We start from the raw sequence: 12497 nt of genomic DNA, 5'->3' as shown, positions 1-12497 counted from the left end.
GGTTAAACGCATAAGGGAGATGCAGAGTAGTGTTAAGGATTTGCAAACGTGTGTCGATCTCGATTAATCTGTCAAATGACAGATTAATAAGGGCATAATAATGACCCATGTAACCCACCTACCCGCAAGTTCTTCTGCTTCAGATATTGTGGCTGTCATAGAGGAGCATGGTGCCGTCATAGTCGATAATTTTGTGTCTGCAGAATGGCTGTCTCAATTTAATCGCGCGATACAAACATCGATCGATAGCTACAAGCCCTATGATTACGGCGAGCCTGAGGCCATGGAGTTTCTTGGGTACAATACGGTGCGCCTTAATGGCCTTGTGAGCAAAGCCGACAACTACGTTGAGCTCATGTTAGATGAGCGGCTTTTGGGTGTAATGGATGCGTTGTTGGCGCCTAGCTGCGGACAATACTTACTGAATTCTAGTGAGATCATTGAAATCCATGGCGGTGAAACGGCTCAGGAGCTGCACGTTGACGACATGATTTGGCCAGGTCATTTTTGGATGCCGGGGCGCATGCTCCAGTGTAACTCCATGGTCGCGGGAACTGATTTTACTGAGGCCAATGGCGCAACCCAGGTTGTTCCCGGTAGTCATCTCTGGGAGGATCCTGAGCGAACAGCGAGGCCCAGTGAGATCGCCCGAGCGGTAATGAGCGCCGGCAGCATTGTGTTTGTTGGTGGCAAAACCTTGCATGGAGGGGGTACGAATATCTCTGGCACAGCGCGCAGAGCTATCGTCACCTCGTTTGTGCTGGGGTGGCTGCGTACCCAGGAAAACCACTTCCTGCACACCACGCTTGAGCAGGCAAAAACATGGCCCACGCGAGCCAGGCAGCTACTCGGTTACGACCTTTACTCACATTACGAAGATGGCTTGATGGCCGGCCCACTTGGGTATTATGAGTATGGCAGTCCCGAAGTTCTGTTTGATGAATCGGCATAAAATAATCATGGAGCACTGTAATGAATAGTAAATTTCAAATTCTCCCAAGCCCTCCGCATATATCGGATGTATTTCTAAAGTTTCCGCAAGGGGTAAGGCACTGGGTGCTCTCCTGCCGCCGAAGCTGCGGGTGAAGATGAGCATGAACCGCTAATGTCATACCTCGCGTGGGGCGAAGAAATGGGTTTTGCCTGAGGTCGCAAAACATTAGTCCGAAATCTGACGTTTCTTTAGCCAATACAGTCTTGGTTAGAGTCGAGTAGCAATGGGATAACATCCAGCGTAACGTCCTGCTTGAGGGCGTATCCGCCCCCATGAATTCTTTTTCTCGTTTTATTGCATCGCCGTGATCTTGAGATTTATTAGGCTGGGTGCATACCCGGTCTGGTACTGACACCGCCAAAGAGCTTACGCCGATGTTGGTCGATATTTGCTGTGGTTTGGCAGAAGCTTATCTCGACCGAGAGGTCCTTTAAAATGATTTCTTGAGTTGCCGTTTAAAGCTTGTGCCAGGGAATACTCTGACGAGTAAAGCGCTTGCTGCTACACTCACGGCAGTGTTTAGACGTTAATGATGAGTTAAATGACAGTGGGCTTAAAGCAAGGCACGGCAACTCGCAAAGGGGGGAAACAAACTGCAGCTAAAATACTCCAGGCTGCACGCGAAATGTTGGCGACGGAACCCTTGGTGCGCTTCACTTTGCGTAATGTCGCTGGCAAGGCTGGAGTGAGTTTGGCGAACCTGCAGTATTACTACCCGCGTCGAGAAGCATTGATTGAAGCGATGATGAAAGATATTGATCGTCGATATCGTGATGCGGGCACTAATGCCATTAGTGCCCATTCGGCCAGTGCGCCCATAGAGCAAATTAAAGCGGTCCTGAGGTTTCAGCTAGAGGACACCACGCAGACAAAACGCGGCAATTTTTTATTCAGCTATGGGCATTGCTGGGGTCTATGGACAATTTCTCAGGTCGCTACCTAGAAGCGCTCTACGCTTATGACCTAGAGGAGCTGAGCAAGCCAATTGCGGCACTGCACAGCAATCTTGCCAAGGGAGAGGTTCGTGACAGGGCACTGCTGATCGCCAGTCTGGTTGAGGGCCTAATGGTGCTTGTGGGTGATACCTCGAAAAAGCGCACATCAACTAAGCGTACTATCGATTTGGTGTTTCAAACCGCTCTCAATATTGCGCTTGCGCCTCAGAAGCAATAATTGAGTTGCGCCTACACTAGAAGCGGAGATGCTTTGGAAGTATTGCTTGAGTGCACTTCGACCGTAACCTAGAGCAACGATTCCGTCTGCACTCACAAGATGAGATTAAGCTTCAGAGTGCGCACTGTATATCTAGATGTAAACTCAAGAGTGTTGTATTTACAGTGCAGTGTGTCGCACAACGAATTTACCGTGAGTCGACAGTCAGGACTGCCCGGCAAATGACTTAAATAAACCTAAAATAAAAGACTGGTAGAGTGGGCGAGCCGCCTACAGCATAGAGAAGGTGCGCGGCTTTTAATTTGGTAATGCTGCGATTGTCAGTAGCTGTGACTTTCGACCCGTTGATGTTCCGTTCGCAGGGTTGTGCCTATCGGTTGTGGGCTGCTAATTCTGATTCGATGTTTTATGGGCCTTAATAGAACCCGATGGGCCTGTAATATCCGTGTAAACAAGTTCACCGCTGGCCTGTCGGTCAAGTTCGGCAGCATTAGCCTCATCGGTATCGATGTGCATTTCGAGGCGATAACCGGGGCTGACTCGAACCAGTACATCGCAAAAAATGAGGTCTCGAGGGCCACCGGTGATGCCAATCTCTACTTCATCTTTATTTTTCACACCAAAGCGTTTCGCATCATCGGGATGCATGTGAATATGGCGTCGAGCGCAAATAAGGCCTTCTTGGAGTCGCACACTGCCGTTGGGGCCCTTAAGCGTAATCGGTGCAGACCCATTTACCCTGCCAGAGTCTCTTACCGGAGCATCCACTCCTAAAAAATACTCATCCGATCTTGAGATTTCTATCTGGTTTTTACTGCGTAAAGGACCCAGCAAACGCACACCTTCAATGGTATTTCTTGGCCCGATCAGCGTTACTTTTTCCATGCAGGAAAATTGGCCCGGCTGAGATAGGTCTGCGTGATGTGTGGGCTCTGCATCATCTCCAAATAAGAGAGCGAAAGTCTCCCTGTCTAAATGTAAATGCCGCGCGCTAACGGCGATAGGAATACTCAAATCGGTTTTCAGGTTTGCTTGCCGCTGAATCAGTCGCGCCGCTTGCTGCGCGATCATCAACTCTTCATTTGTTTTAATGACAAGGGTTGGCACTCTGGAGTTTTCAGCGGAGATGAGCGCAACGCTGTTGCGGTGATCAACCTTTGCTTGATGGTTTCTATCTTCGTCTATTTGTATTCCTAAAAACTCTAGTCTTTGTAAAATGCGCTGACGTAAGCTGGCACTGTTCTCCCCGATTCCGCCTGTTAACACGACGGCATCTACGCCACCCATTGCTGCAGCATAAGCGCCGATATATTTTTTGGCGCGGTGGGCAAATACAGCAATGCTCAGGCGAGCTCCATCGTGTCCCGAAGCCGCCGCCTCCTCAATTTCCCTGACGTCGCTACTGAGTCCCGACAATCCTTTGAAGCCACTTTGGCGGTTTAGTAATTCGTCCAATGCGTCGACGTCTTTAACTTCATCACGCAATAGCTTCAAAACGACACCGGCGTCAATGTCTCCTGAACGTGACCCCATCATCAAGCCTTCGACGGGAGTCATACCCATACTCGTTTCCGTTGAACTGCCCATTTCAACGGCGCAAGCGCTGGCGCCGTTACCCAGATGTAAAGTGATCAGGCGCAGTTCGTTTACTGGGCGCTTTAAATAACGCGCCGCTTCTGAGGCGACAAACTGATGGGATGTACCGTGAAACCCGTAGCGACGGATACGATGCTTTTTTGCAAGCTTGGCGTCTATACCATAGTGGCTTGCACGGCGGGGAAGGGTGGCGTGAAACGCCGTGTCAAAGACTGCGACCTGCGGCGCGTCAGGAAATGCTGCTTGCGCTGCTTTAATACCGCTTAACGCTGCTGGGTTATGCATTGGTGCCAGTGGCACCCATTCCTGAATTTTTGCGAGTACTTCTGCGTCGATCAAGACGGCATCTCGAAAACTGTCGCCGCCATGAACAACCCGATGGCCAACCACATCGATGGTTTCGTCCTGGGTTGCTTCAAGGAGTTGCTTAATTGCAAGCGCAGAATCAAAAGTGGCATTTAATTCAATGACGCCCTCGGTGACGGCCACATCCTGTAGAGAGTTGATTAGCTGGTATTTGACGCTAGATGAACCACAGTTCATGACTAAGATATTCATGCTTTGTGCTCGGCTCCAAGACTGAGTCGTATTACTGTGTTTTAGTGTGTCGCGGTGAAGGCCGTTTTAGCACGAAATGGGAATCCATGATGTGTTAATTGGTAATTATGAGTTTATTTTTTATCCGTCATGCGGGTATAACCGTTGCAGGTTTTAATGGGCATAGCGGCTGTCCTGAACCCCCATCGCAGCTTTGTGCAAAGTTAGCGACTCCTTCGGCTAATTGAAGTGGTTCGGGTCGCGCCCTTAACCTTTGACTGAGCGTTCTTTTATGTCCCATTTTAACAACCTTGAATCATCAACTCTTGGCGTGACGCTGAGCGATCGAGGTGCTGGCTTGGCCCAGATGGTATTCAGGGGCCGCAATATTAAGTTGTTGCTCGATACGTCTGAGCTGACCACTGATGTCATTGACCAGTTTTGTATCGGTGGCACTGTGGGTCCGTATGCGGGCCGATTACGCAATGAAAATGAGTCCTTTGGGGACGCGTCTGTATTGCTGCACGGTAGCGATACGGGGCTGCATCTAGTGAACTGGCAGCTTAGGCAGACGGATCATGCGACTACCGTGAGTTATGCCACTCATCTCAAGCATGGTGATGGGGGTTTACCTGGTGATCGCGATTTTTTTGTGCGTTATACCCTCGAAAACGATTGCCTGATTATTGATTTGGCCGCAGCTTCAAACCGCGATACTCCTATCAGCTTGACTAACCACGCTTACTTTACGTTGGGCGCACAGTCCGTCGGTGACTTAGCACTGCAAATTAACGCCAACTCGGTTTTAGAGACCGATAGCCTCCAGTGTGCTACTGGCGGTTTGCTGCCTGTTGCGGATACCGATCTAGATTTTACGCGCCAGCGGTCGCTTGCTGGCGCTCAAGGTCCGCTGGAGCTCGATCATAGTTATAAACTCAATTCGGCGGTGCGGGCAGGGCTTGTACCCCATCACGTGGCCACACTGTCGAACTCAATCAACGGCCTTAGTCTTAATGTTTCAACCACACAGCCTTGTTTGCAGGTTTACACCGCATCACAGTTGTCCACGCCCTTGAGGCCTTACAGTGCTATTTGCCTCGAAGCTCAGGGCTTCCCAAACGGCCCAAACCATACGTTGAGTCATGACGAATCAATACTCAGAGCAGGCCACTCAGTGAGCCAGCGAATCGTTTACCAAATTACTGAAGCTCTCGAGGCTGATCCGATCAGCCTAGCTGGGTAGATCATTCACCAGACCTAGCCGGAGCCCTCAGACAATGTTTTTTTGCGAGGACATAGTTGGTTTTTTCTGTAATGCTCGGTGGTTCTGTGCCGCCAGCGTTGACATTTTTCCAGCCCAAAATCTCAAAAAAATAGGATGCAGCGGTAACACTGACTGCGAGACTCTGCAGCTCTAGGGCTGATGTCACTTTCTTGTGGATACTGAATTTTATGGTCGCGCCATTCGTATACAGATAATGGGGTTGGTTTTTTCAATATTCCAAATTGCGACAGCTCAGCTAGGGCTTTCATGGTTTTTTGCCAACCAGACTAATGGCACGAGCAGCGCGGTGGTAAGCGCAAGTATATAAAAATTGTTGATGTAAGAGATAAGCGACGCTTGCCGCATGATACCGCTTTGCAAAATGCTCAGGCCTATCTCTTGGTTGCCCAAATTCACTCCATCGGCCAGTGCGAGACGAAACATGTCCCCTGTGGCGTAGATCGACTCGCCCAGTTCTGACGTGTTTACCTGAATGTTATGAGCCAGAATACTCATGGTAACCGCAGCACAAAATGATTGGCCGACATTACGCACCATATTGAAAAATGTTGAGGCTTGTAGACGTATCTCTGAATCCATGTGCGCAAAAGATAGGGCGCCTAGCACCACAAATACAAGGCCCAACCCTATCCCGTGGATAAAACCTGCGCTAATAAAACTCCATGTAGTGAAGTAGATCCCCATTTTTGCGTGTGCCCACATGGCATAGGCGGCAATAGCAATCCCAGCGCTAATAAGAATTCGAGGGTCGATCTTGTCTGCTAGTCGCGGTGCCAATGCCATTGCCAGCATCAACCCAAAACCGCGGGGAGCCAACAGCATGCCGGCAGCCTCTACGGGATAGCCCATCAGCGATTGCATGATGACGGGAAGCATGATCATGCTAGCCACCATGTTGCCGCCTATGAAGAAAAACAGAATGTTTCCCACGACAAAATTTCTATCCCGAAACAGTTGTCGGCTAAATAAGGGTTGGGTTGCGGTTGCCGTACGGACCACGTAGACGTAGATAGCGCTTAGTGCGAGGAGAGCCCAGCAGATGATTTCCCAGGAGTCGAACCAGTCTTTTCCGTGGCCTCGATCCATCATCATTTGAAAACTGGCCATGGCCACAACCAGAGTGAGAAACCCTAACCAGTCAAAACGTAGGTCGCCCCGGGGCGGGGATTTTTTGATAAGAAAGGTAATTCCCACTGCGGCGAGTAGGCCAAAGGGCAGGTTGACGAAAAACACCCAGCGCCAATCCATCCATTCCGTGATGTAACCGCCCAGTGTGGGCCCTATGATGGGTCCGAACATGACGCCTAGGCCGAATAAGGCCATGGCTTTGCCCGTCTCCTCGGGTTTAAAAGAACTGAGCACAATTGCTTGCCCAACTGGAATGAGCGCCGCGCCGGAGAGTCCCTGCAGGACGCGGTAGAGCACCAAATCCTGTAGCGTAATTGCCAAGCCGCAAAGTACAGAGGAGAGCGTGAATCCTATGACAGAAACAAGCATGACTGTTCTAACCCCGATTCTTGCAGACAGCCATGCTACAGCTGGCGTAGCAACGGCGGCGGCAATGATGTACCCCGTGATAACCCAAGATATTTGATCGATGGTCGCGGAAAGTGAGCCTTGTATGTGCGGAAGGGCAACGTTGGCGATCGTGCTGTCAATGGTGTGCAGCATGATGCCCATCAGTACAAAAACAAGCGTTAGCGTTCTCAGTTTGGGGTAGCGCAGTAGCGAGTCAGCAGGCACCGAGTCGTCTGCTTCATCTCCTCTTGTATTTGCGGCGCTATTATCGGACATATATTTTTCAAGCAGCCTTAGAAGGCGTAAAGCTTATCCATCAAAGACTGTAGGCTGCGTGAACTGCCTGTATCAATTCGGATTTCGACACTCATCCCCGCTCGCAGCTTTGGAAGTTTCGCGGTGGGCTTCACTCGTAGGCGAACGGGTACGCGCTGCGTTATTTTCACCCAATTTCCGGTGGCGTTTTGCGGTGGCAGTATGGCGAACTCCGCGCCAGAGGCCGGGGCAATGCTCATGACTTCGGTGGTCATTGTCACATCTGGGTAGGCATCTATGACAAAAGATGCCGGTTGTCCTACCTCGAGCTTGGTCAGTTGAGTTTCCTTTAGGTTCGCCTCGATCCAGATTTCATTGTCACTCACCAGCGAGAACAGGGGCTGCCCCTTGTCGACGAACTCTCCGGGGTGCAAGTCTACTTTTGCTAACGTGCCAGATATGCCTGCGTGTACGCTCGCGTGCCTGCGCTCATACCTTGCCCGGGATAACTCTCCCTTGGCTTGCCTAACTTTTGGGTAGTCATCAACGGCTTGATCGGGATTCCCCTCTAACTGTGCCAGTGCTGTGGCCACCTCTGCCTCTGCAGCGCCGATGGTGTGATTGGCGACGTTTAAGGTGTGACGTCTGGCTGCCAATTTTTCCTGCGACACTGTTTGCCCTTCTGCTAACTCGATGACTCGGTTCAACTCTTGAAGGGCGTAGTCATGATCTTCCCGGGCAGCTGCTAGGCGCACCGTTTGGCGGTGGTAATTGGCCTGCTGCAGAATCACCTGATTGCGGGTGTCGTCCAACGCGGCGGCTGCTTTAGTCACGGCGATATCAAAGGGCTCAAAGTCGAGTTCAAAAAGCAGTTGTCCTTGCTCGACCCGTTGGTTTTCCTGCACTAACACGCGCATAACTTGGCCTGAAGCACCTGCGCTGATCATGGCAATGCCACTGCGGATGTAGGCATTTTCTGTGACGATGTAGCGTCCCCCCGTTAGGTAAATATAGAGGGCGGTGCAAATAATGATGGCCGGGGCGGCAAAAAGAAGAACGATGCGTTTCATGCTGTGTCTCGCTTTGTTGCCAGGCTCGCGGTGTGGAGCACTAGGTGTTCACGAATTGCGGCTAGGTCTTGCAGCAGGGTTTTTGCGCGTTCTTCGGGCAGCGGTGCCAGCGCAATGTTGGACACTTCTGACAAGCGCTGCCATATCTGGTCAAGCACTGGGCCAGCGTGGTTGGCTACGTGCAAGCGACGTACGCGGCGATCGTTGGGGTCCGGGTGGCGTTCGATCAGTTCCATCTGCTCCAGATCATCAACAAGTTTGGTTACTACGATTTTCTGGACGTCCATTAGTGCGGCAATTTCTGTTTGGGTAGAGCCCTTGTAAAACGTCACATAGGCCAGCACCCGCGCTTGCGCACGCGTTACTTTTAGGTTGCCCGGGATATGTTCAAAGGTGCGGCTGAGCAAGCGGGCGAGGTCCTGAATCAGGAACCCAAACAGGTTGGTAGGGTCAGTTTCGGTCATTGGAACCTGCTGCAATAAAATATATAAAATATAAAGTATATTTGTTATACAGGTTGCCCTGGAAACTCGCCACCCCTGATCTGGAATTTTCTAAAAGATTTGACACCCAAGTGCTAAAACAATGAGGAGCTTACATGGACCACCCATTTGCAGATTTGATAGGTCTTCAGGTTGTTGAGTGCGATAGCGACACCAGCGAGGTGTCACTGACGGTCCGGCCGGAATTACTTAATCCTAACGGTGTGGCACACGGCGCTGTATTGTATGCGTTAGCAGACACAGGTATGGGCGCAGCAATTGCCTACAGTCTGGGTAAGGATGAGATCTGTGCAACGGTAGAAATTAAAATCAACTATTTCAAAGCGGTCTACGAGGGCACGGTGAGTTGTGCAAGTCGGGTTGTCAATCGAGGAAAGCGATTAGCCAACGTTGAGTCAGATGTTTTTGCGAGCGGTCGGTTAGTGGCACGAGCTAATGGTAACTTCGCCATTTTCACACCCGGTTGATGATGCCGACGCCCTGCCAAAAGGTCGTTGCGACTGTTGCCGCTGGATTTTGCTAGCGCCATGTTCTAAATGCTTAACCGATCCGACATGCATGGGGAGTATCGGATAGCAAAATAATTTGGATTTGGGATGGATTAAAGCTGCTGCAGTAGAGGAGGGGGATTGTACCCAGGCAGTAACTAGGTCGTTCTGCAGGATTTGCAGTTTGGGTCTTTAGTAGAGCGGTACGCGCAAAGAAAGCTCACAGCAGCATGCCTGAGGGTGATGACGGTCTCTCGCTGCAGAACAGGGCTAATTACCTTCAAAATACTTGGCCCTGCTAGGCGGTAGTCGCGGTTTCTACTCGATTGCGCCCTAATCTCTTGGCTCGGTAAAGTGCTTCATCTGCTCTTTGAAGCACAGCCGGAATGGTTTCACCGGGTCGGAAGCTGGCCACGCCGAAACTGGCTGAAACTCGCAAATCACCGAAAAATTTCTCGTTCTCAATGGCTTGGCGCAACTTTTCGGCAAAAGCTACTGCACTGTCTCTGTTCGTTTGGGGCACAACGATCAAAAACTCCTCGCCGCCCCATCGTCCGGGAGTATCGGATATTCTGGACATTACTTTCGCAATCCTACCAACACCGGCAATGACTTCGTCTCCAGCCTGGTGACCCCGAGTATCGTTTACCGTCTTAAAATGATCGATGTCTAGCAAGATGAGTGAAAGCTCGCCTTGGTATCGGCTAGTTCTCTCAAATTCTTGAGCTAGTACCTCGTCAAGGCGCCTGCGATTCACTAGCTCTGTCAGCGGGTCGATTGATGCCAAGTACTCGAGTTTATCGTTCGCAACCTTGAGCTCTCGCGTCCGTTCCTCAACTTTCGCTTCTAACTCTGCCGTGTACTGTTTTACGAGCTCGGTTTGTTCGATTAATGCCAATTTGGCCGCAATCATTCTAGCAACCGTCTCGAAAACTTTTCTGTCTTCCTCGCCATAGGCACCGGCGGTTTTACATTCGCTGTCAAGAACGCCATAGAGTCGATCACCAAAAATAATCGGTACGCAAAGCTCAGAGAGTGCGGGCTCAACGTCTGTCACGTAGTTGTCATGAACGCTCAGATCGGAAACTAGCATCGATTTCTTTGTTAAAGCGACGTGCCCCGTAACCCCGACGCCAATTTCAATCGTGAGGGGGTTTAAAATTTCCTGATCGGAAGGGTTTTTAACTCCGATAGCAGCCGTTTGAACCAGACAGTTTGCCTCTTCATTTAAGTAATAAATGACGCAATCTTCGTACCCGAGACTGCCAACGATTTCTCGCGCGACAAACCATGCCAACTCTTTGGCGTTGATGACTGACACCATTTTTATCGCAAATTCATTGACGAGATTAGCTCGCAACAGAACTTTAGTTTTGGAGTCTACGAATGCGTCCACAATGGTCAGAGGTTCATATTGGCGGCGTCACTTTCACGCTGAGGGGTTTAAAGCTGGATTGAGTCTAGTTCAAAATTCCGGTGACACCAAATTGTTTGATCGAATATCAATACAAAAAAGGTGCCTCGACTCTTTTTGTATTACGGCAAAAAACACTGAGCTGAAAACAAGTAAGGGTTGAAGAAACCGTCATCATTTGACGAGTTTTTATTAGGGAAAAACTTTAACAAGTAGGGTTGCGGCCTGAAGCAAGTAGAAAATAAAAAAACATTTGGAGAAAAGGCGCATTGGCTTCATGAGGCCCAGCGCCCATAGCCGATTCATCAGATCTGCAGAGATTGTTTGGTTGCCTAATGGATACCTCGACCAGAAAACGATCAAATTCCTAATTATCAGACCGCCGTAGATTGCCGCAAAAAAACGGCAGAAGCTTCTACTTCCTAGCCATACGATGGAAAAAAGGTTGTGGTCAGGGGCGATGCACAACAATTTCGTCATTACCGATAGGTAACTCAAACCACATAAGGTCTTCGGTAAGAACGAAGTTGTCAGGAGCCCCGCGCATAAAGATCGTCTTTGTTATGGCATTGGGCGGAACCGGCACTAGATGATAGTAGGCGATCATGGCGACGTTTGATTGCTCTCCGAGGTCAACCAACGCCGCCGTTGAAGCATGGTAGTCCATAACATCGGTGACAATAGTGGATTGCCGCGTTTGACCCGCTGTCTCTAAGGCGCTTGAAAGTGCAGTAAGGATAGGCAGTGATAAGGCGTCATGGAGTAATAGATCGGCTCCGTCCGCGATTTTTCGGGTGTTGCCATTGACATTGCTGTCCCCAGAAATCACAACACTGCGCCCACGGTAGTCAATGCGATATCCCACCGCTGGTTCAATGGGTGGGTGCTCCCCCACATAGGCCGTAATCTTGAGTTCACCGTCTTCAAGGATTACCCCGGGCTCAATGGTTTCATGGGTTAAAACACCGAGTGCGGGTGGCAGTAGGGCCTCGCCGTGATGTCCTACCCGATAGATGCGATCTTGGCGGTAGCCTGCATTCACCGCACTGACGACTTCATCGACGCCACGTGGTCCCCACACCTTAAGTGGAGCCGGCCTGCCATTAACCCAAGAATTTAAATTTACTTCATAAATTTCGGCAATATGGTCAGAGTGAAAATGCGTGAGTAATAGGCCGTCTAGTCGTGCTGTAGGCAGCCTTAAAAGGTTAATGTTATCTGTTGAACCCACGCCAGAATCGATAAGATAAAAGTGCTCGGGTGTTAGGACTGCAATGCAAGCTTGAGCCTGCCCCATGCCTAAGGGCGATGCGCTACCGCAAACATAGACTCTCAAGCTTTTTGGCTCTTCTAGCGCTTGGGCCGCATCTTTGGCGATCACTGCAGTGGCACGTTCGAGCAAGGTGTCTTGCACAAAGGCGATATTAAGTAGCCCTCGGCCCGCAAAAAAAAGTATTAACAAGCCAAAGATTACGAGTCCCAGTTTTTTCATGCGTAAGCACCCCAAATTAGTTGGTAAATCACTGTCCTAGCGACCCAAGGGTTTTAATTGTAGCAAGCGCTCCATACATTTAGACATACATTGTGCTGAAAGGTTGCCGTGTGCGCAACTCTGGCTCAATGTTTATACCAAAGCCCTCGTCGCACACACACATAACAACTCC

At 50.1% G+C, this 12497-nt stretch carries 11 protein-coding genes; 5 read left to right on the top strand and 6 right to left on the bottom strand.

Annotated features, from left to right (window positions below):
* Positions 1-100 precede the first annotated feature (100 nt).
* The 3 genes from ACMAZB_RS10295 to ACMAZB_RS10285 all read left to right on the top strand — a co-directional run bounded on the left by ACMAZB_RS10295 (position 101) and on the right by ACMAZB_RS10285 (position 2167).
* Positions 101-952, top strand: a complete 852-nt coding sequence (locus ACMAZB_RS10295; protein ID WP_435216965.1) for a phytanoyl-CoA dioxygenase family protein — start codon at positions 101-103, stop codon at positions 950-952.
* A gap of 583 nt (positions 953-1535) precedes the next feature.
* Positions 1536-1937 (top strand): TetR/AcrR family transcriptional regulator, encoded by a 402-nt coding sequence (locus ACMAZB_RS10290; protein WP_435216963.1) that lies wholly within the window; start codon positions 1536-1538, stop codon positions 1935-1937.
* A complete protein-coding gene (locus ACMAZB_RS10285) occupies positions 1910-2167 on the top strand; it encodes a hypothetical protein (protein ID WP_435216961.1) in 258 nt (85 codons plus the stop codon). The genes ACMAZB_RS10290 and ACMAZB_RS10285 overlap by 28 nt, the downstream gene beginning before the upstream one ends.
* A 387-nt stretch (positions 2168-2554) precedes the next feature.
* Here the strand turns inward: ACMAZB_RS10285 and ACMAZB_RS10280 are convergent, their stop codons facing one another.
* Positions 2555-4321, bottom strand: coding sequence for an acetate/propionate family kinase (locus ACMAZB_RS10280; RefSeq protein ID WP_435216959.1), 1767 nt, complete (start codon positions 4319-4321; stop codon positions 2555-2557).
* A gap of 271 nt (positions 4322-4592) precedes the next feature.
* Between ACMAZB_RS10280 and ACMAZB_RS10275 the strand changes: the two genes are divergently transcribed.
* Entirely contained in the window at positions 4593-5543 is a 951-nt protein-coding gene (locus ACMAZB_RS10275) for a hypothetical protein (RefSeq protein WP_435216958.1), read from the top strand.
* A 273-nt stretch (positions 5544-5816) separates the two neighbouring features.
* On the opposite strand, the gene ACMAZB_RS10270 is transcribed toward ACMAZB_RS10275, so the two are convergent.
* The 3 genes from ACMAZB_RS10270 to ACMAZB_RS10260 are packed head-to-tail and all read right to left on the bottom strand — an operon-like array spanning position 5817 to position 8892.
* Positions 5817-7379, bottom strand: a complete 1563-nt coding sequence (locus tag ACMAZB_RS10270) for a DHA2 family efflux MFS transporter permease subunit (RefSeq protein ID WP_435216956.1) — start codon at positions 7377-7379, stop codon at positions 5817-5819.
* 17 nt (positions 7380-7396) lie between these two features.
* Positions 7397-8428, bottom strand: coding sequence for an HlyD family secretion protein (locus ACMAZB_RS10265; RefSeq protein WP_435216954.1), 1032 nt, complete (start codon positions 8426-8428; stop codon positions 7397-7399).
* Positions 8425-8892 (bottom strand): MarR family winged helix-turn-helix transcriptional regulator, encoded by a 468-nt coding sequence (locus ACMAZB_RS10260; protein ID WP_435216952.1) that lies wholly within the window; start codon positions 8890-8892, stop codon positions 8425-8427. Before ACMAZB_RS10260 ends, ACMAZB_RS10265 begins: the two co-directional genes overlap by 4 nt.
* Positions 8893-9026: 134 nt before the next feature.
* On the opposite strand from ACMAZB_RS10260, the gene ACMAZB_RS10255 reads away from it, so the two are divergent.
* The gene (locus tag ACMAZB_RS10255; RefSeq protein ID WP_435216951.1) at positions 9027-9398 is read left to right on the top strand and encodes a PaaI family thioesterase; all 372 of its coding nucleotides are present in this window, start codon (positions 9027-9029) and stop codon (positions 9396-9398) included.
* A gap of 319 nt (positions 9399-9717) precedes the next feature.
* On the opposite strand, the gene ACMAZB_RS10250 is transcribed toward ACMAZB_RS10255, so the two are convergent.
* Together ACMAZB_RS10250 and ACMAZB_RS10245 are read right to left on the bottom strand one after the other, a co-directional pair.
* Complete coding sequence (locus tag ACMAZB_RS10250) at positions 9718-10815, bottom strand: diguanylate cyclase (protein ID WP_435216949.1); 1098 nt, start codon at positions 10813-10815, stop codon at positions 9718-9720.
* A 469-nt stretch (positions 10816-11284) separates the two neighbouring features.
* Complete coding sequence (locus tag ACMAZB_RS10245; RefSeq protein WP_435216947.1) at positions 11285-12325, bottom strand: MBL fold metallo-hydrolase; 1041 nt, start codon at positions 12323-12325, stop codon at positions 11285-11287.
* Positions 12326-12497: the final 172 nt, after the last annotated feature.

Origin of the sequence: Luminiphilus sp. nBUS_07, from assembly GCF_051201685.1 — a bacterium.
In the GTDB taxonomy this organism is placed as follows: domain Bacteria; phylum Pseudomonadota; class Gammaproteobacteria; order Pseudomonadales; family Halieaceae; genus Luminiphilus.
Note: the sequence above shows the minus strand (reverse complement) of the source record. Positions and strands in the feature narration are given on the sequence as shown.

What these genes read in the sequence shown, in the direction of transcription:
- ACMAZB_RS10295 (WP_435216965.1), top strand. Translation starts at nt 101, where the DNA reads ATGACCCATGTAACCCACCTACCCGCAAGTTCTTCTGCTTCAGATATT.
- ACMAZB_RS10290 (WP_435216963.1), top strand. Translation starts at nt 1,536, where the DNA reads ATGACAGTGGGCTTAAAGCAAGGCACGGCAACTCGCAAAGGGGGGAAA.
- ACMAZB_RS10285 (WP_435216961.1), top strand. Translation starts at nt 1,910, where the DNA reads ATGGACAATTTCTCAGGTCGCTACCTAGAAGCGCTCTACGCTTATGAC.
- ACMAZB_RS10280 (WP_435216959.1), bottom strand. Translation starts at nt 4,321, where the DNA reads ATGAATATCTTAGTCATGAACTGTGGTTCATCTAGCGTCAAATACCAG.
- ACMAZB_RS10275 (WP_435216958.1), top strand. Translation starts at nt 4,593, where the DNA reads ATGTCCCATTTTAACAACCTTGAATCATCAACTCTTGGCGTGACGCTG.
- ACMAZB_RS10270 (WP_435216956.1), bottom strand. Translation starts at nt 7,379, where the DNA reads ATGTCCGATAATAGCGCCGCAAATACAAGAGGAGATGAAGCAGACGAC.
- ACMAZB_RS10265 (WP_435216954.1), bottom strand. Translation starts at nt 8,428, where the DNA reads ATGAAACGCATCGTTCTTCTTTTTGCCGCCCCGGCCATCATTATTTGC.
- ACMAZB_RS10260 (WP_435216952.1), bottom strand. Translation starts at nt 8,892, where the DNA reads ATGACCGAAACTGACCCTACCAACCTGTTTGGGTTCCTGATTCAGGAC.
- ACMAZB_RS10255 (WP_435216951.1), top strand. Translation starts at nt 9,027, where the DNA reads ATGGACCACCCATTTGCAGATTTGATAGGTCTTCAGGTTGTTGAGTGC.
- ACMAZB_RS10245 (WP_435216947.1), bottom strand. Translation starts at nt 12,325, where the DNA reads ATGAAAAAACTGGGACTCGTAATCTTTGGCTTGTTAATACTTTTTTTT.